Origin of the sequence: Streptomyces sp. NBC_01017, from assembly GCF_045162795.1 — a bacterium.
Classification (GTDB): domain Bacteria; phylum Actinomycetota; class Actinomycetes; order Streptomycetales; family Streptomycetaceae; genus Streptomyces; species Streptomyces machairae.
Genome location: NZ_CP108683.1, coordinates 4,832,093 through 4,849,639 on the forward strand (window position 1 = coordinate 4,832,093; position 17,547 = coordinate 4,849,639).

Sequence of the window (17,547 nt, forward strand, 5' to 3'; positions counted from 1 at the left end):
CGTAGTCAGACGGTCAGCCCCCGAACCACAAGATCCATCAGCGCACACACGAACAGGGCAATCCCGATGAACCCGTTGACGCTGAAGAACGCCCGGTTCAGGCGGGACAGGTCGTGCGGGCGGACGATCGAGTGCTCGTAGACGAACGCGCCGGCGACGATCAGCAGGCCCAGCCAGAAGAAGGTGCCCACGTCCGTGGCGAGGGCGTACCAGACGAACAGGGCAGTCGTCACCGTGTGGCAGGCGCGGGCGCCCCAGATCGCCGCCGGGATGCCGAAGCGGGCCGGGACCGACATGACGCCGATCTCGCGGTCGGTGTCGACGTCCTGGCAGGCGTAGATCAGGTCGAAGCCGCCGATCCAGATGCCCACCGCGAGGCCCAGGATCACGGCGTCCCAGGACCAGGTGCCGGTGACCGCCAGCCAGCCGCCGACCGGGCCCATCGCCTGGGCGAGACCCAGGATGGCCTGCGGGAAGTTCGTGAAGCGTTTGCCGTAGGGGTAGACCACCATCGGGATCACCGCGATGGGGGCGAGGGCCAGGCACAGCGGGTTCAGCAGCGCCGCCGAGCCCAGGAAGATCACCAGGGCGATCAGGGCGCCGGTCCAGGCGTGCCGGACCGACATCGCGCCCGTCACCAGCTCGCGGTGCGCGGTGCGCGGATTGCGGGCGTCGATCTCGCGGTCGATGATCCGGTTCACGGCCATGGCGAAGGTCCGCAGACCCACCATGCAGACCGTCACCAGGAGCAGCCGCCCCCAGTGGATGTTCTTGTCCCACTGGAACATCGCGGTGAGCGCGGCGATGTACGCGAACGGCAGCGCGAACACCGAGTGCTCGATCATGACGAGGCGGAGGAACGCCTTCGTGCGTCCTGGCTGCGGGATCGCGGCGGAGGCGCTGGTCACAGTCCGTACTCCTTCCAGCGGCGGTCGACCATCGCCGCCGTTTCCGGGTCGGACTCGACCATGTCGGGCCAGCCGCCGTCACGGGTGTAGCCCTCCTCGGGCCACTTCTTCGTCGCGTCGATGCCTGCCTTGCCGCCCCAGAACTGCTGGTAGGAGGCATGGTCGAGATGGTCGACGGGGCCTTCGACGACCGTGAGGTCACGGGCGTAGTCGGTGTTGCCGAGCGCCCGCCAGGCGACCTCGTGCAGGTCGTGGACGTCGCAGTCGGAGTCGACGACCACGATCAGCTTGGTCAGGGACATCATGTGCGCGCCCCAGATCGCATGCATCGTCTTCTGTGCGTGCTTCGGGTACTTCTTGTCGATCGAGACGATCGCGCAGTTGTGGAAACCGCCGGCTTCCGGCAGGTGGTAGTCCACGATGTCCGGGATGATGATCTTCAGCAGCGGGAGGAAGAAGCGTTCCGTCGCACGCCCCAGGGGCCCGTCCTCCGTCGGAGGCCTGCCCACGACGATCGACTGGAGCAACGGCCGCTTCCGCATCGTCACGCAGTCGATCTTCAGCGCCGGGAACGGCTCCTGCGGCGTGTAGAAACCGGTGTGGTCGCCGAACGGCCCCTCCGGCAGCATCTCGCCGGGCTCCAGCCACCCTTCCAGCACGACCTCGGCCTGCGCCGGCACCTGCAACGGCACCGTCTTGCAGTCCACCATCTCGATCCGCTTGCCGGAGACGAACCCGGCGAACAGGTACTCGTCGATGTCACCGGGAAGCGGGGCGGTGGACGCGTACGTCACGGCGGGCGGACACCCGAAGGCGATGGCGACCGGCAGCCGCTCGCCCCGCCTCGCCGCGACCTGGTAGTGGTTCCGGCTGTCCTTGTGGATCTGCCAGTGCATGCCGATCGTGCGCTTGTCGTGGCGCTGGAGGCGGTACAGCCCCAGATTCCGTACGCCCGACTCCGGGTCCTTGGTGTGCGTGAGCCCGAGGTTGAAGAAGGAGCCGCCGTCCTTGGGCCAGGTGAACAGGGCGGGCAGCTGCTCCAGGTCGACCTCGTCGCCGTGCAGCACGACCTCCTGCACGGGCGCACCCGCCGACTTCACCTTCTTCGGCGGTACGTGCGTCATGGCGCCGAGCTTCCCGAAGGCCTCGCGGACCCCGATGAAGCCGTGCGGCAGCTCGGGCTTGAGCAGCCCGCCGATCTTGTCGGAGATCTCGCCGTACGACTTCAAACCGAGGGCCTTGAGCAGTCGCCGGTCGGTCCCGAAGACGTTCATCGCGAGGGGCATCGACGACCCCTTCACGTTCTCGAAGAGCAGCGCGGGACCGCCGGACTTCTGTACGCGGTCGACGATCTCCCCGACCTCGAGATACGGATCGACCTCAGCCTTGACGCGCTTGAGGTCGCCTTCGCGCTCCAGCGCCCTGAGCAGGGAACGAAGATCGTCGTAAGCCATGGGGTCAAGTATCCCCGAGCGGCTACCCTGGCCCTGAACCCGGGGGCCGTGCCCCCGGTCCGACGACCGTTTCGCTGGAGAGGGGCCCATGCTCCGCGTGCTGATGTTTCTCGTGCCACTGGCGCTGAGCGTGTACGCATTCATCGACTGCATCAGCACGAAGGAGGACGAGATCCGGCACATGCCCAAGCCGCTGTGGGCCATCCTCGTCCTGGTCTTCCCGCTGGTCGGCTCGATCTCCTGGCTCATCGCGGGCAAGAAGCGCAGCCCGGCGGCCGAGGGCTGGTCCGGGGTCCGGGACAACCGGCGCCGGCAGTGGGTCGCACCCGATGACAACCCCGACTTCCTGAAGTCACTGGACCAGGACGACGACGGGACGAAGGACGACGAGCGCAAGCGGGACGAGCCCTGACGCGGAGCTGCGGCTCCCCCGAAGGACTCGCGGAGCGACCGGTCTACGCCCCGTACAGCTCGCGCAGCTCCCTCAGTCGTGCCAGTTCCCGTGCCGCGGCCGCGCGATGGCCGAGGTCGAGGGACATCGTGCCGCGGCCGTAGGCGTAGAAGACGTCCTCGCGCGTCCGCGGGTCGAGTCCGCGCACCCTGCGCAGAGCGAAGAAGCAGACGTCCAGGGAGAGCTTCGTCCTCGACAGCCAGTCGCGGGCCGGAGCCGTGAGGTGGTCGCGCAGGACGTCCTTGACGTGATCGCGCGTCAGGCGGTCGGCCTCGTCGGGGCGGGGGACGCCGGGATGATGCGGGTGATCCGCGAGATCGTCCGCCCAGTCGGCCAGCGTCCGCACGATCTCCTGGGCCGTATCGAGGTCGTCCGGATCCGACGCGAGCAACCGCACCGCCAGTTCCCTGGCCGCCCGGCACCGTTCCTCGTCGTCACCGCAGGCGGCCACGAAGGCGGCCAGCGCACCACCCCGCTGACGCATCTCGGCAACCCGCCAAGCCCACTCCCGACCCGCCACAAAACCTCCCCACCCCGGCGTCCCTCGTGATCACCGGGCCACGCCACACAACACCCGACGCCGCCCGCCCCGCCACCGAATTAGCGGTGTCGAACTCGTCGCCCACCCAGGCGAACGGCCTGCCTACGCCGGACACGGTGACGTGCTTCGCGCACGTCGAGGGGGAGAGTCGGGTGACGCTCCGTCGTTGCGGCGAGTGGGTAGTCATCCCAGGTCACCCCCGCGTCTCCCGCACAGGAAAGTGAGTGGCATGGAGCTCTTGGATCACGCGACGGCCCGCACCTGGCTGGCCACCGCCGTCGCGGAGGCGCGCGCCGGGCTCGCCGAGGGCGGTATCCCGATCGGTGCCGCGCTCCATGCCCCGGACGGGGCGGTCCTCGGCCGCGGGCACAACCGCCGTGTGCAGGACGGTGACCCGTCGATGCACGCGGAGACGGCCGCGTTCCGGGCGGCGGGACGGCAGCGGTCGTATCGCGGAACGACCATGGTGACCACGCTCTCGCCCTGCTGGTACTGCTCGGGACTGGTACGGCAGTTCGGGATCTCCCGCGTCGTCATCGGCGAGGCGGTCACCTTCCACGGCGGGTACGACTGGCTGGCCGAGCACGGCGTGGAGGTGGTGCTCCTCGACGACCCCGGGTGCATCGGGATGATGCGCGATTTCATCAGGAACAATCCGGCACTGTGGAACGAGGACATCGGTGAGTGAGCCACGAATTCCCACGATCGACCTCGGGCCCTGGCTCGACGGCGACGCCCGGACGCGCGGCGCGATCGCCCGCACCGTCGACGAGGCTCTGCAGACCGCCGGCTTCCTGCTGGTCACCGGGCACGGCGTGGACCCGGCGCTGCGCGGGCGGATCCGGGAAGCGGCCCGCGCCTTCTTCGTACTCCCCGTCGAGGCGAAGCAGGCCTACGAGGCCAAGGTCGGCGGCCGCGGCTGGCTCGGCCCCGGCGCCGAGGCCAACGGCCACGCGGAAGGCGCCGAGACCCCGCCGGACCTGAAGGAGTCGCTGACCTTCGCGACGCACGAGCCCTTCGAGGACCCGGTCGTCAACGCCGAGTGGTACGCGCCGAACGTCTGGCCCGCCGAAGTGCCCGAACTTCAGGCGCTGTGCGAGGAGTACCTCGCGCGGATGGGCGAGCTGGAGAACCGGCTCCTCGCCCTGCTCGGCGAGGCCCTCGGCCTCGAACACGACTTCTTCACCCGGCACATGGCCCACCCAACCTACGGCTTCAACATCAACTGGTACCCGGGAGCCGAGGTGATCGGGGCGCCGGAGCCCGGTCAGTTCCGGATCGGGCCGCACACCGACTTCGGGACCGTGACGATCCTCGACCGGCAGGCCGGCAAGGGCGGGTTGCAGGTCTACACGGACGCGGGCGGCTGGGAGGACGCGCCGTTCGACCCTGCGGCCTTCACCATCAACATCGGTGACCTGATGGCCCGTTGGACCGGTGACCGGTGGCGGTCCGGCCGGCATCGCGTCCTGCCGCCGCCCGCCGACGCCCCCGCCGAGGAGCTGATGTCCCTCGTCTACTTCGGGGAGTGCACGCCCGGCACCCGCGTGGAGTCGGTGCCCGCGCCGGTGGGACGGGTGGCGTACACGCCGGTGGACTCGCATGTGTATCTGCGGGAGAAGCTGGACTCGATCACCGTCGGATGATCACGGTCGGGTGATCGCAACGAGCCGTTTCTGAGAAAGGGTTGCCTCGTTGGGCGGGATACCACCCTTTCGGGTGTGTCCCCCGCCGCGAATGGAGCCGCCCGTGCGAATGACTGACATCCAGCGCTGCGAGGTCCGGCCCGGACGACTCGTCGAATGGACGTTCAGTCCGGCGACCGTGGCGACGGCGGCCGACCTCCCGGAGGACTCCCGCCCACCGGCGTACATCCAGGAGTCGCACATCAGGACCGCCCGGTCCGTGCGCGAGGACGGTCTGTTCGTGCCGACCTGGCTCGGTACCGCCTTCGACCTCCCGGGCCGGGCCGACCTCGACGCGCTGGAGGAGGCGCTGCGCAGTTGGACACTGCGGCACGAGACGCTGCGCAGCGGCTTCCGCTGGTCCGGCCGGCCCGGCGACGACGTACGCCGGTTCACGCTCGACGCCGACGCCGTGTCCCTGCACCGCACCGAGGTGGGCGAGTTCACCGACCCCACGCTCCTCGTGCAGCACCTCCAGGGCCGCTTCGACGTCACCGCGGACGCACTGCGCTGGCCCAACCTCATCTACACGGCGGTCGTCCGCGACGACTCCACCAGCGTGTACGTGGCCTTCGACCACAGCAACGTCGACGCCCACTCCATCCAGCGCATCCCCGCCGAGATTCACGAGCTCTACGCCGCGTGCCTTGCCGGCGAGACCGTCGAAGGGGCGCCCGCCGGCAGCTATGTCGACTTCTGCGCGATCGAGCGCACGGACGCCGACCGGATCGACGACAGCCACGACATCGTCGGCCGCTGGCGCGAGTTCATCCGGCGCTGCGACGGCAGGCTGCCCAACTTCCCCGTCGATCTGGGACTGGACCCCGACGGCGGACTGCCCACCCAGAAACTGCTGCGCGAGCCGCTCACCGACGCGGACACCGCCGCCGCGTTCGAGGCGTACTGCCGTCCCTACGGCGGCAGTTCGGTCGGCATCCTGGCCGCGACCGCCCTCATCGTCCACGAGATCGGCGACGAGCCCGTCTACCGCACCGTCGTGCCGTTCCACACCCGCGCGAAGTCCCGGTGGTCCGACTCCGTCGGCTGGTACGTCGGCGGCGCGCCCATCGAGATCCCCATGGAGCAGGCCCACGATCTGCCCAGCGCCCTGCGCACGGTACGCGCCGCGCTGCACGCCAACCGGCATCTGGCCCGCATGCCGCTGGCCCGGGTGCTCAGCCTGCTGGGCACCGACTTCCGCCCCACCTCACCCGACCTGTACTCGATCGTGTCCTTCGTCGACACCCGCGGCATCCCGGGCTCCGGGCACTGGGCCGAGCGCAAGGCGTACGGGCTGATCAGGGTGTCGTACGGCGACCAGGTGTGCGCGTGGGTCACCCGGCTGCACGAGGGCCTGTGGTTCGCGAGCCGCTACCCGGACACCGACGTCGCGCAGAAGAACATGCGGCTGTACGCGGAGCGGCTACGGGACGTCATCGCCTCGACCGTCCCGTAGTCCGGGGTGGCCCTCAGGAGCCGCCGCCCTCCAGCACCTCGATCAGCCTCTCGAAGCGGGCCCGCCAGCGCTGCTCCGACTCCGTCTCGCCCTGGGACTCGTACGTGAAGCGCAGGGCGGTCCCCGTCTCGCCGTCCCGTTCCAGGTGGAATCGCAGGCGTCCGCCGTCCTCCACCGTGTACTCGGCGACCCGCTCGACGTCCCATGCGGTGACCTGCCCGGATCCGACGTCCCGCAGTGCGATCGCGCCGCCGAGCCTGGGTTCCAGGACGTCGGCGGGCGTGAACCAGGACGCGAGCCCTTCGGGGGTGCCGAGCGTCGGCCAGACCGCCTCGACGGGCCGGGGAAGCCGCACCAGGAAGTGCAGGATGTGCGTGTTCCCGTGGGTCTGGCTGATGCCCTGTTCTACGGAACCGCTCATGACACCAGCCTGACCCCGCCGGGGGCGACGCGCACCCGTTACGGACGCTGACCTGCACGGTCGACGACGGCCCGGTCCGGGATGGCCGTGTTGCTCGTGACCCGGCATCCGGGCGACCGCGTGGAACAGCGCCGCGCCCTGCTCCGGGGGCATGATCGCGTCCCGGATCAGGTCGCCGACCAGCGTGAACATCGCCTGACGGGTCTCCTGGCCGCTGTGCGCCGGGCCGGCCTCGGCCAGCCAGTCGTACATCTTCTCCGGGTCGGTGGGAAGCGTCACCAGATGCCGGTCATTGGTCGTGATGTCGTAGCCGGGCTTACCCGGGGCGGGGTCGGGGTCCGTGGGCCGCTGACGGCGCCCGTCCTCATGGGCCAGCCCCTTGCGGCTGCCGTCCACGGATGTCCACTCCTCGGACCTGTGCAGCGGCTGGATCGTGGTCCCCTTTCCGCCCGCCGCCCGCGTCCCCGGCCGCCGGCGCGATGTCCTCCGGCACCGCGGCGGCCTTGCCGGTCGGCTGCACGCTCGCGTCGCCACCGGACGACGGCAGGACCACGAACCACGCACAGCGCCGGCAACCTCGTCGGCGAAGTCCCGTGCGGCCTCGTCGAGCCTGTGCCGCAGCCGCCAGGCCTCCAGGCCTCCAGGAAGGTCAGCGAGACGTCCGCAGATCGTATCCACGCCTGCTACCTGTCCGTACGACGAAGGCCGGTTCCGATGACCCAGGTCACGGGAACCGGCCTTCGCGGCACGGGACTTACACGCCCGCGTAGGAGTGCTTGCCGGAGACGAAGATGTTGACGCCGTAGTAGTTGAACAGCCAGCAGCCGAAGGCGATCAGGGCCAGGTAGGCGGCCTTGCGGCCCTTCCAGCCGGCTGTGGCGCGGGCGTGGAGGTAGCAGGCGTAGGCGACCCAGGTGATGAAGGACCAGGTCTCCTTGGGGTCCCAGCCCCAGTAGCGGCCCCAGGCGTCGCCCGCCCAGATGGCGCCCGCGATGATCGTGAACGTCCACAGCGGGAACACGGCGGCGTTGACGCGGTAGGAGAACTTGTCCAGGGACGCGGAGGCGGGCAGCCGGTCGAGGACGGAGTTCGCGAAGCGGCCGGGGGTGCCGCCGCCGGCGAGTTTGTTCTCGTAGCTGTCCTTGAAGAGGTAGAGCAGCGTGGACATCGCGCCGACGTAGAAGACCGCGCCGCAGAAGATCGCCGTGGAGACGTGGATGTACAGCCAGTACGAGTGAAGGGCGGGAACCAACTGGTCGCTGGCGGTGTACAAGACAGTGACGGCGAGGCCGAGATCGAGGAGGACCGTGGTGATCAGGAACAGCCCCAGCCAGCGCACGTTCTTCTTCAGCGCGAGCAGCGCCAGGTACACCCCGACGGCGACCGTGGAGAAGGTGATGTTGAACTCGTACATGTTGCCCCACGGCGCCCGCTCCACCGACAGAGCCCGGGTGAGCACACCACCGAACTCGATCAGGAAGGCGAGGACGGTGAGGGAAATGGCGATACGCCCATAGAGGTCACCCTGCGCGTCCCCGCCGTGTGCCCCGGGCCCGTCCGGCACGTCCCGTCGGCCGGCGGCGGCCCGCACGACGACCTTCGGCCGCTCCAGCACCGCGGTGGAGCCGCCCTTCTTGACGGCGACGGCAGGCGCTGCGGCCTTCTCGGCCTTCGCCGGAGTGAGCGCGGCGGCCGTGCGGCCGACCTTGCTGCGGCTGCCGAGGAGCCATTCGGCGATGTACGCGAAGAAGGCCAGCGTGTAGACGGCCATCGACGAGTAGATCAGCGTGTTGCTGATGTTCGCCAGGTTTTCGTTGGTGGCGGCGGCCAGCTCGGTCGCGGCGGCGAGAGTCACTTGGTGTCAGCCCCTTCGGCGGGTGCGACTTGGGGGTCGGGGGAAGCTTCGGAATCTGCGGGGTCGTCGTCGGCGTCGGGCGCGCCCGGCGCCTGCTCGTACAGGGTCCCGGCGAGGTCGCCGAGTTCCTCGGGCACCTTGGCGGACTCGCTGCGGCCGAGGCCGGCCATCTCGACGACGGTGACGCCGTCGGGGCCTGCGGCTGCCCGCACCCAGACACGGCGGCGCTGGATGAACAGGGAGGCGGCGAGACCGAAGATCGCGGCGAGGGAACCGGCGAGCGCCCAGCCACTGCCCGGCTGGCGGGCGGTCTGGAAGCCGGCCCACTCCTTGATCTCCTTCTCGAAGGTGATCGAGCCGGCGCCACCCGGGAGCTTCATCGTCTCGCCGGGCTTCAGGTTCTCCCTGAGCTGTGCGCCCTTGGAGTCCTTGAACCCCTTCAGGTTCTTCTTGTTCAGCTGGTACACGCTCTGTGGGAGGCCCGCGTTGACACCGAGGTCGCCGTGGTAGGCCTCCAGGTTCAGCACCGGGTTCAACAGGGCCGGGAACTGCGAGGCGATCTCGTTGCCCTTGACGTAGGAAGGAAGGAAGAAGGCCTGGAAGCCGAGCTGGTCCCACTTGCCCTTGGCGTCGCGGTAGCCGTCCATGACCTTGATCGCACCGGTGGAGGTGACGTTGCCGTCGAGCGGCAGCAGCGGCACCGCGTCGCTGTAGACGACCTTGCCCTTGCCGTCGCGGACCGTGACGACGGGGGCGTAGCCGTGGCTGACGAGGTAGACCTTCGAGTCGCCGATCTCCAGCGGCTCGTTGACCTCGATGGTGGACTTCTCCTCCTTGCCGAAGGCGCCCACGCTGTAGGTGACGTCCGCCTTGTAGACACGCGGGGTGCCACGGTTGGGGCCGGACGGCTCGTACCTGCCGACGAAGTTCTTCAGGTTGAAGCTGAACGGATCCAGGTCGTCCTGGCTGAAGAGGCTGCCGGACTTGAAGTCGTCGTACTGGGTGAGCGTGTTGGAGAAGCCGCCGCCCTCGACGATCAGCTTGTTGCCCTCGGACTTGAACAACTGGCCCCAGGCGAAGGCGATCAGCATCACGATCAACGCGATGTGGAAGGCGAGGTTGCCGACCTCGCGCAGATAGCCCTTCTCCGCGGCGACGGCGTCACCGGAGACATGGGCGCGGAAGCGGCGCTTCTTCAGCAGCGCGAGGGCCGCCTCACGGACCTGCTCGGGCTCGGCCTCGGTGCGCCAGGTGGTGTAGGCGGGCAGCCGGGTCAGGCGCCTCGGGGCGCCCGGCGGACGGCCGCGCAGCTGGCCGACGAACTGCCAGGTGCGCGGGACGATGCAGCCGATGAGGGAGACGAACAGCAGGATGTAGATCGCGGAGAACCACACCGAGCTGTAGACGTTGAAGAGGCCGAGCTTGTCGTAGACCGGCGCGAGCGTCTCGTGCGCCTTGCGGAACTCGGCGACCTTCGTCTCGTCGATGCCGCTCTGCGGGATGAGCGAGCCGGGGATCGCGCCGAGCGACAGCAGCAGGAGCAGCAGCAGCGCGACCCGCATCGAGGTGAGCTGCCGCCAGAACCAGCGGGCCCAGCCGATGACGCCGAGGGAGGGGAAGTTGGAGATCTCCTCGGTGGGGGCGGTGGACAGCTGGGAGCCGGCGGCGCTCAGGTCCTGGTCGTCGGCGGCCGGGGTCGCGTCGGTTGTCGTCTTGCTCATCGATCAGATCCCCACAGTGAAGCCGTTGGACCAGACCTGCATCTCCTGCACGATGCGGTCCCACGCGCCGGTCAGCAGCAGCACACCGGTCACGATCATCATGGTGCCGCCGATGCGCATCACCCAGACATAGTGGCGCTTGACCCAGGCGAAGGCGCCGAGGGCCTTGCGGAAGGCTACGGCAGCGAGCACGAAGGGGATGCCGAGGCCGAGGCAGTACGCGACGGTCAGTATGGCGCCGCGTGCGGCACTGGCCTCGTTGATGGCGAGCGTCTGCACGGAGGACAGGGTCGGGCCGATGCACGGCGTCCAGCCGATGCCGAACAGCGCGCCAAGCAGGGGCGCACCGGCGAGTCCGGTGGTCGGCCTGGTGTGGAAGCGGAACTCCCGCTGGGTGAGCCAGGGCATCATCCCCATGAAGAAGACGCCCATGAGGATCATGAGGACGCCGAGGATCTTCGACAGGACGTCCTTGTGCTCCTGAAGGGTCGAGCCCCAGTAGCCGAACAGCGCACCGCCGGACACGAACACGACGGTGAAGCCGAGCACGAAGAGGGAGGCGCCGGCGACCATGCGTCCGCGGCGGGCCTCCGCCAGGTCGGTCCCGCTGACTCCGGTGACGTACGACAGATAGCCGGGGACGAGAGGCAGGACGCACGGGGAGAAGAAGGAGACGAGCCCGCCGAGCATCGCGATCGGCAGCGCCAGCAGCAGGGCGCCGTGCAGCACGGTGCCGTTGTACTCCGCGGCGAGGGTGAGCGCTCCGGTCACGTCACTTCTCCGCGAGGACCGGCTCGATCATGCCCCGCAGCGACTCCTCGCTCAAGGGCTGCAGCGCACGCGCCGCGACCTTGCCGTCCCGGTCGATGACGAGGGTGGAGGGGATCAGCTGCGGGTTGAGCGTGCCCTTCTCGAAGCGGAGCATCAGCTTGCCCGTCGGGTCGTACAGGCTCGGGTAGGTGATCCCCTGCTCCTTCTCGAAGGCGAGCGCGGGGGTGGTGCTGGTGTCGCGGGTGTTGATGCCGACGAACTGGACGCCCTGGTCCTTGAGGTCGGTGGACACCTTCTCGAAGTTCTTCGCCTCGAGCCGGCAGGGCGGGCACCACGAGCCCCACACGTTGACGACGAGGATCTTGCCCTTGTAGTCGGCGGTGGTCAGCTTCTTGCCGTCGACGGTCTTGCCGTCCAGCACGGGCGCCGTGGTGCGCTTGCCCTGCGCGACCGTGGCGATGCCGTTGTTGCCGGTGACGAAGTTGGTGTCACCGCCGCCGCCCGACGTGCCACCGGAGCTGCACGCGGACAGGGTCAGCGCGGTGGCCGCGGCTGTCGCGGTGAGCAGGACGAGACGTCGACGGTTCGAGCGCTGGGGGGCGCTTGCGGCACTCATGTGAAAAGTTTCGCATGCCCGTTCCGCGGATCTTGCGCACCCCCCTTGCGGGTGGAAAACCGCATTTCAGGCAGCGTTTTGGGTGCTCGTGGAGCTGCCCGCATCACCCTTCATGAACGCGCTCCAGCCCCCGGCAGGCTCCTGCCCGACCTCCAGCGTGCGCAACTTGTCCAGAACATCCGGCTTCTGCACATCCATCCAGTCCACGAACTGCCGGAAGGAGACAAGCCGGACGTCGCCACCCTTCTCCTTCTCCCGCGCGATGTGCTTGAGGGCCTCCTCGACGGCGTCCATGTAGATGCCGCCGTTCCACTGCTCGAAGTGGTTGCCCACGAAGAAGGGGGCGCGGTTTGTCTCGTATGCCCGCTTGAATCCCTGGATGTACGCCTGCGCGGACTGCTCGCGCCAGGCCGGGTAGTTGTGGCTGGGCGCGTTCGTGGAGTTGATCGACTGGTTGGCGAGCATGTTGTAGTCCATGGAGAGGACCTCGAACGAACGGCCGGGGAAAGGTATCTGCTGCAACGGCAGATCCCACAGCCCCTGCTTCTTCGTCGGCCACACCTGGCGGCCGCCGGGCGAGGAGGCGTCGTAGCGCCAGCCGAGCTCGCGGGCGGTGGGCAACAGGTTGTCCTGGCCGAGGAGACAGGGCGTGCGGCCGCCGACGAGTTCCTTGTCGTAGTCGAAGGGCAGGGAGGGCAGGTCGGTCCACCCGGAGTTCGTACGCCACTCCTTGACGAAGGACTTGGCCTGGTCGATCTCGCTGCGCCACTGCTGCGGCGTCCAGTTGCCGACGGTGCCGTTGCCGGCGCAGAAGTGGCCGTTGAAGTGGGTGCCTATCTCGTGGCCGTCGAGCCAGGCCTGGCGGACGCCCTTCAGGGTGGCCTTGATGTGGTCGTCGGTGAGGTAGCCGATGTCGGAGGCGCCGCGCGGGTTGTTCGGCGGGTCGTAGAGCCGCTTCTTCGACTCGGGCAGCACATAGAGCCCCGAGAGGAAGAAGGTCATGTGCGCCTCGTGCTGCTTGGCGAGTTCGAGGAAGCGCGGGAAGAGACCGTTGCCGACCTCACCGGCACCGTCCCAGGAGAAGACGACGAACTGCGGCGGGTCCTGACCGGGCTCCAGCGGCTCGGGCTTGCCGGGCTGGTGCGGCTGCTTGCCGGTGTACGAGGTGGAGCCGTCACCTATGGGCTTGGCGCGCTGGGTCTGGGTGCCGGGCCGATTCTCGTGGCCGTCGCCGGAACCTCCACCCTGGTTCGACCCCTCTGACTGCGTGAAGGTGCCGCACCCCGCGAGTCCGAGCGCGGCAGCGGCTCCGGCGCCGAGCCCGAGAATTCCCCTTCGGTTGAAGTCGCCCATTGCATTCCCGTCCGTCGCATCCTCTGGTGGTCACCCAGTCAGAGGGCGCGACGAACGGGGAGGTTCCTCCAGATCACGGAGGATTCGCAACAAATGTCACAAACGTGTCTTAGGCGCCGAAGGCCTTGTCCTTCCCCTTCACCGGCTTGGCGCCGGCGCGGAGATGGGCGGGGACGAGATCGATGGCCGGCTCGCTGTAGCCGACGGACACGATCTTGTCGCCCTGGTACGTGAAGCTCGTCAGGGACGCGAGCGTGCACTGCCGCTTGCGCGGGTCGTGCCACAGCCGCCGCTTCTCGACGTAGGAGCGCACGATCCAGATCGGCAGCTGATGACTGACCAGCACGGCCTCATGCCCGCGCGCGGCGTCCTTGGCTGCGTCCAGCGCGCCCATCATGCGGATGACCTGCTCGACGTACGGCTCACCCCAGGACGGCTTGAAGGGGTTGACGAGGTGCTTCCAGTTCTCCGGCTTCTTCAGGGCGCCGTCCCCCACCCCGAACGTCTTGCCCTGGAAGACGTTGCCGGCCTCGATGAGCCGCGCGTCGGTCGTGAGGTCCAGGCCGTGCGCCTTGGCGATCGGCGTCGCGGTCTCCTGCGCCCGCTCCAGCGGGGAGGCGCAGACGTACGTGACATCCCGGGAGGCGAGGTGCTCGGCGACCCGGTCGGCCATCTGCCGCCCGAGGTCGGACAGGTGATACCCGGCGAGACGGCCGTACAGAATCCCGTCCGGGTTGGCCACCTCGCCGTGCCGCATGAGGTGTACGACGGTGATGTCGCTGTCGCCGGTGGGGCTGTCGTTGGTCATGGGGGTGTCGCTGGTCATGGGGGTGTCGCTCATGCTGCCGTGGCCTCCGCCGCCGCTCGGGCCGCCGCCGGGAGGGCGTCGGCGATCCGCTGGACGGCCTGCTCGTCGTGTGCCGTGGAAACGAACCAGGACTCGAAGGACGAGGGCGGCAGATAGACGCCCTGCGCCAGCATCGACTGGAAGAAGGCGGTGAAGCGGAAGGACTCCTGGCGCTTGGCGTCCTCGTAGTTGCGCACGTCCCGGTCCGTGAAGAACACGGAGAACATGTTGGAGGCGGTCTGCAGCCGGTGCGTGACGCCTTCCTTGGTGAGGGCGTCGGTGACGAGGGACTGGATCGTCTCCGACACGGCGTCGACCTTCTCGTACGCCGCCTCGTCGAGGAGTCGCAGCTGGGCGAGCCCGGCGGCGGTGGCGATCGGGTTCCCGGAGAGGGTGCCGGCCTGGTAGACGGGCCCGGCGGGCGCGAGGTGGGCCATCACATCGGCACGTCCACCGAAGGCGGCGGCCGGGAAGCCGCCGCCCATGACCTTGCCGAAGGTCATGAGGTCGGGCTTGACCCCGTCGACGCCGTACCACCCGGCGCGGCTGGTCCGGAAGCCTGTCATGACCTCGTCGGAGATATAGAGGGCGCCGTTCTTCCCGCAGGCGTCCTTCAGCCCCTGGTTGAAGCCGGGCAGCGGCGGGACGACGCCCATGTTGCCGGGCGAGGCCTCGGTGATCACGCAGGCGATCTCACCGGGGAAGCGGTGGAAGGCCTCGTGGACGGACTCGAGGTCGTTGTAGGGCAGGACGATCGTGTCGCCGGCCTGGGCACCGGTGACGCCGGGGGTGTCGGGAAGGGCGAAGGTCGCGACCCCGGACCCGGCGGCGGCGAGCAGCGAGTCGACGTGCCCGTGGTAGCACCCGGCGAACTTGATCACCTTGGACCGCTGGGTGAACCCGCGGGCGAGCCGGATGGCGGACATGGTGGCCTCGGTGCCACTGGAAACGAGCCGCACCTGCTCCAGCGGCTCGATCCGGTCGACCATCTCCTCGGCGAGCGCGACCTCGCCCTCACCGGGCGTACCGAACGAGGTACCGCGGGACACGGCGTCCTGGACGGCGGCGATCACGTCCGGGTGGGAGTGCCCGAGGATCATGGGACCCCAGGAGCAGACGAGGTCGACGTACTCACGTCCGTCGGCGTCGGTCAGGTACGGGCCGCTGCCGGACACCATGAACCGGGGCGTTCCGCCCACGGCGCGGAAGGCACGGACCGGGGAGTTCACGCCGCCGGGCGTGACGGCGGCCGCACGGTCGAACAGGGCCTGCGAGGCCGGTGCTTCGTACGGGTAGGGCGATTCGCTCATGGCCTGCGACTTCTCCGACCTTCTCGGGCTCCGATTGCCAGTGACCTCCTCAGGGTAGGCCAGCGGGAGGTGACGGCAGCGGGGCCACCGCAGACCGGGCAACCGGTCGGCGCTCGCCCGCGATCTGCGAGACTGGGCGTGATACACACAGCTCATGCGGGACGTGGTGGTCGGGGACTGAAGAGATCCCGCGGACAGGTGTTTCAACGCACGTTTCGGCGGGCGGCCGTGGGGGAGGTCACTGACACGATGATCGGGTTGCGCGGCCGGGGCCACGCGTCCTAGAAAAGCAGTCGGGTGGAGATATGCATCGCGGTGGCGGACTGGGCGAGGGGACTGATGACCTGGGTCCTCGACGTGCCCGGCGGGGAAAGCACCGGCGCGAGGCGGAGGATTCGAACGAAGCACGTCAGGGACACGTAGTACCGGATATGCCGAGTGTTCCGAACGAATCAGAGCGGGCCGACCGACGCAGTGATCGGCTGAGGGTGAGCAGGAATGGTGGTCGGGTGGGGGTGACGTACAAGTACTTCGGCGCGCCGGACGGCGCGACCGCGGCCCGCGTCCCGATCTCGATGCGCCCCGAGGAACTCGGCGGCGACGAGCTCGGCATGAACGGCATGTTCACCAAGATCAAGCCGGAGACCATGGCCGCGATGGTCCTCACGGGCATCGAGGGCGTCCCCCTGCACAAGGTGCCGCCACTGGAGCTGGTCGTCCTCCACCCCGACTACGCCGTGGTCAAGCTGCCGATGACGGTCGTGGACCCGCTCCGGGGTATAGGAGAGGAAGCCGTCGGCGCGGCGGCGTTCATCTGGTCGACGGTGCCGGACCGGGGTGGGCCCCGGGATGCGTTCAACGTGTACCAGCTGCTGCACGAGTGGCAGGACTTCAGCCATCGGTTGCATGAGGCGGGGCATCAGCCTTATTGCCTCGTGTGGCCCTGAGCTGGGGTTTCGCTGGTAGCGGGCGGGGTCTTCGGGCCTCGCCCTTTTTGGTGCCGGAGCCAGACCCTTTTCAGTGCCGGAGCCAGGCCCGTTTCAGTGCGGGAGCCTCACCGCAGCTGCGGTGAGGCGAGTCATCCCCGCCCCTCCTCTCCCTCCCCCTGAGGGCGGTACACGGGTGCCGTGGTGGCCCGCGGTATCACATGCGTCGGCAGCACGACGTGCCGCTGGTGCTCGTCCTCGGAGTCCTCGATGAGCCGCAGGGCCAGCTCGCCGGCCTCGCGGCCGATGTCCGCCGCGGACTGGGCCACCGTGGACAGGTCGAACCAGTCGGCGAGCGGCTGGTCGTCGAAGCCGAGGACGGAGATCCGTTCCGGAACGGCGAGCTGTGTCCTGCGCAGGATCCGGACGGACGCGACCGCGACCTCGTCCTGCTCGGCGAAGATCGCCGTGGGCGGCTCGCGCAGGCTGAGCAGCGTGCCGAGCGCCTCGGCGATGCCACGCCTGTCGGCGACCTGGACCGCGGTCACCAGATCGTCGTCGAGCGGGACGCCCGCTTCGGTGAGTGCCTGCTGGTAGCCGAGCAGCCGTTCGTTGGAGCTGAAGGAGAAGCCGCTGGCGCCCTGCGTCGCCAGGAAGGCGATCCGACGGTGGCCGAGGTTGAGCAGGTGCCGGGTGCCGTGCAGGGCGCCGGCCACGTCGTCGACGTAGACGCTGGGCCGTCCTTCGACGTGCTGGCTGACGTAGATGACGGGGATGCCGAGGCTGTCCAGCCGCGCGGTCTCCTCGTCGGTGAGGTCGAAGGAGAACACCAGCAGGGCGTCCGCGTTGCGCCGGGCCGGGAGGCGTTCGAAGAACGAGGTGCGCTCGGCCAGGTCGGGGATCACATAGACGTTGAGCTCCATGCCGGCCGCCCGCAGCAGCGGGGCCAGGCTGGACAGGGCGGCTCCCATGAACCATGCGTCGAGCGTGGGCACGAGCACCGCGACGTTCCCGGTGCGGCCCGTGACAAGGCTTGCAGCCTGTCGTGACACGGCGAAGTTCAGCTCGCGTGCGGCCTTCTCGACGCGGGCGCGCACGTCGGGCGAGACGGTGGACAGTCCGCGCAGGGTGCGGGAGACGGTGGATGTGGAGACCCCGGCCCGTTCGGCCACGTCGGCCATCGTCGGGTGCCGCTGAGCTGGTGGCATGAGCGGACCGTAGCACAGGGGACA

Annotated in this window: 17 protein-coding genes; 5 read left to right on the forward strand and 12 right to left on the reverse strand. The window is 69.1% G+C overall.

What is annotated here, in order from left to right; all coding sequences use genetic code 11:
• Positions 1-5 precede the first annotated feature (5 nt).
• Positions 6-908 (reverse strand): menaquinone biosynthesis prenyltransferase MqnP, encoded by a 903-nt coding sequence (gene mqnP, locus OG331_RS21875; RefSeq protein WP_406198757.1) that lies wholly within the window; start codon positions 906-908, stop codon positions 6-8.
• The gene (locus OG331_RS21880; RefSeq protein WP_406198760.1) at positions 905-2,362 is read right to left on the reverse strand and encodes a menaquinone biosynthesis decarboxylase; all 1,458 of its coding nucleotides are present in this window, start codon (positions 2,360-2,362) and stop codon (positions 905-907) included. The genes mqnP and OG331_RS21880 overlap by 4 nt, the downstream gene beginning before the upstream one ends.
• Positions 2,363-2,450: 88 nt before the next feature.
• Between OG331_RS21880 and OG331_RS21885 the strand changes: the two genes are divergently transcribed.
• Positions 2,451-2,774, forward strand: coding sequence for a PLD nuclease N-terminal domain-containing protein (locus OG331_RS21885; protein WP_406198762.1), 324 nt, complete (start codon positions 2,451-2,453; stop codon positions 2,772-2,774).
• A gap of 43 nt (positions 2,775-2,817) precedes the next feature.
• Here the strand turns inward: OG331_RS21885 and OG331_RS21890 are convergent, their stop codons facing one another.
• Positions 2,818-3,297: a hypothetical protein gene (locus OG331_RS21890; RefSeq protein WP_406198764.1), complete on the reverse strand. Its 480-nt coding sequence runs from the start codon at positions 3,295-3,297 to the stop codon at positions 2,818-2,820.
• A 286-nt stretch (positions 3,298-3,583) separates the two neighbouring features.
• Here OG331_RS21890 and OG331_RS21895 point away from each other — a divergent pair, with 286 nt between their 5' ends.
• From OG331_RS21895 to OG331_RS21905, 3 genes are all read left to right on the forward strand, one after another.
• Positions 3,584-4,042, forward strand: coding sequence for a nucleoside deaminase (locus OG331_RS21895; protein WP_406198766.1), 459 nt, complete (start codon positions 3,584-3,586; stop codon positions 4,040-4,042).
• Complete coding sequence (locus tag OG331_RS21900) at positions 4,035-5,000, forward strand: isopenicillin N synthase family dioxygenase (protein ID WP_406198768.1); 966 nt, start codon at positions 4,035-4,037, stop codon at positions 4,998-5,000. Before OG331_RS21895 ends, OG331_RS21900 begins: the two co-directional genes overlap by 8 nt.
• A 103-nt stretch (positions 5,001-5,103) precedes the next feature.
• Positions 5,104-6,495 (forward strand): condensation domain-containing protein, encoded by a 1,392-nt coding sequence (locus tag OG331_RS21905; protein ID WP_406198770.1) that lies wholly within the window; start codon positions 5,104-5,106, stop codon positions 6,493-6,495.
• 13 nt (positions 6,496-6,508) lie between these two features.
• Here OG331_RS21905 and OG331_RS21910 read toward each other — a convergent pair whose 3' ends face one another.
• The 8 genes from OG331_RS21910 to hemL all read right to left on the reverse strand — a co-directional run bounded on the left by OG331_RS21910 (position 6,509) and on the right by hemL (position 15,389).
• On the reverse strand, positions 6,509-7,312 hold the full coding sequence (locus OG331_RS21910) for an SRPBCC domain-containing protein (RefSeq protein ID WP_406198773.1): 804 nt from the start codon (positions 7,310-7,312) through the stop codon (positions 6,509-6,511).
• 358 nt (positions 7,313-7,670) lie between these two features.
• Positions 7,671-8,771: a c-type cytochrome biogenesis protein CcsB gene (ccsB, locus tag OG331_RS21915; protein ID WP_406198775.1), complete on the reverse strand. Its 1,101-nt coding sequence runs from the start codon at positions 8,769-8,771 to the stop codon at positions 7,671-7,673.
• The gene (locus tag OG331_RS21920) at positions 8,768-10,492 is read right to left on the reverse strand and encodes a cytochrome c biogenesis protein ResB (protein WP_406198777.1); all 1,725 of its coding nucleotides are present in this window, start codon (positions 10,490-10,492) and stop codon (positions 8,768-8,770) included. Before OG331_RS21920 ends, ccsB begins: the two co-directional genes overlap by 4 nt.
• A gap of 3 nt (positions 10,493-10,495) precedes the next feature.
• Complete coding sequence (locus tag OG331_RS21925; RefSeq protein WP_406198779.1) at positions 10,496-11,263, reverse strand: cytochrome c biogenesis CcdA family protein; 768 nt, start codon at positions 11,261-11,263, stop codon at positions 10,496-10,498.
• 1 nt (position 11,264) lies between these two features.
• Positions 11,265-11,879 (reverse strand): TlpA family protein disulfide reductase, encoded by a 615-nt coding sequence (locus tag OG331_RS21930; RefSeq protein WP_406198781.1) that lies wholly within the window; start codon positions 11,877-11,879, stop codon positions 11,265-11,267.
• 66 nt (positions 11,880-11,945) lie between these two features.
• A complete protein-coding gene (locus tag OG331_RS21935) occupies positions 11,946-13,232 on the reverse strand; it encodes a hypothetical protein (protein ID WP_406198783.1) in 1,287 nt (428 codons plus the stop codon).
• Between the two features lie 109 nt (positions 13,233-13,341).
• Complete coding sequence (locus OG331_RS21940; protein ID WP_406198785.1) at positions 13,342-14,073, reverse strand: histidine phosphatase family protein; 732 nt, start codon at positions 14,071-14,073, stop codon at positions 13,342-13,344.
• Positions 14,070-15,389 (reverse strand): glutamate-1-semialdehyde 2,1-aminomutase, encoded by a 1,320-nt coding sequence (gene hemL, locus OG331_RS21945; protein ID WP_406198787.1) that lies wholly within the window; start codon positions 15,387-15,389, stop codon positions 14,070-14,072. Before hemL ends, OG331_RS21940 begins: the two co-directional genes overlap by 4 nt.
• Before the next feature lie 509 nt (positions 15,390-15,898).
• Between hemL and OG331_RS21950 the strand changes: the two genes are divergently transcribed.
• Positions 15,899-16,336, forward strand: a complete 438-nt coding sequence (locus OG331_RS21950; protein WP_003974483.1) for a hypothetical protein — start codon at positions 15,899-15,901, stop codon at positions 16,334-16,336.
• Between the two features lie 131 nt (positions 16,337-16,467).
• Here the strand turns inward: OG331_RS21950 and OG331_RS21955 are convergent, their stop codons facing one another.
• Positions 16,468-17,523 (reverse strand): LacI family DNA-binding transcriptional regulator, encoded by a 1,056-nt coding sequence (locus OG331_RS21955; protein ID WP_406198790.1) that lies wholly within the window; start codon positions 17,521-17,523, stop codon positions 16,468-16,470.
• Positions 17,524-17,547 lie beyond the last annotated feature (24 nt).

Excerpts from the sequence above, each read along its gene's own strand:
- OG331_RS21885 (WP_406198762.1), top strand. The coding sequence starts at position 2,451 with ATGCTCCGCGTGCTGATGTTTCTCGTGCCACTGGCGCTGAGCGTGTAC.
- OG331_RS21890 (WP_406198764.1), bottom strand. The coding sequence starts at position 3,297 with ATGCGTCAGCGGGGTGGTGCGCTGGCCGCCTTCGTGGCCGCCTGCGGT.
- OG331_RS21920 (WP_406198777.1), bottom strand. The coding sequence starts at position 10,492 with ATGAGCAAGACGACAACCGACGCGACCCCGGCCGCCGACGACCAGGAC.
- OG331_RS21895 (WP_406198766.1), top strand. The coding sequence starts at position 3,584 with ATGGAGCTCTTGGATCACGCGACGGCCCGCACCTGGCTGGCCACCGCC.
- OG331_RS21955 (WP_406198790.1), bottom strand. The coding sequence starts at position 17,523 with ATGCCACCAGCTCAGCGGCACCCGACGATGGCCGACGTGGCCGAACGG.
- OG331_RS21930 (WP_406198781.1), bottom strand. The coding sequence starts at position 11,879 with ATGAGTGCCGCAAGCGCCCCCCAGCGCTCGAACCGTCGACGTCTCGTC.
- hemL (WP_406198787.1), bottom strand. The coding sequence starts at position 15,389 with ATGAGCGAATCGCCCTACCCGTACGAAGCACCGGCCTCGCAGGCCCTG.
- OG331_RS21935 (WP_406198783.1), bottom strand. The coding sequence starts at position 13,232 with ATGGGCGACTTCAACCGAAGGGGAATTCTCGGGCTCGGCGCCGGAGCC.
- OG331_RS21880 (WP_406198760.1), bottom strand. The coding sequence starts at position 2,362 with ATGGCTTACGACGATCTTCGTTCCCTGCTCAGGGCGCTGGAGCGCGAA.
- OG331_RS21940 (WP_406198785.1), bottom strand. The coding sequence starts at position 14,073 with ATGAGCGACACCCCCATGACCAGCGACACCCCCATGACCAACGACAGC.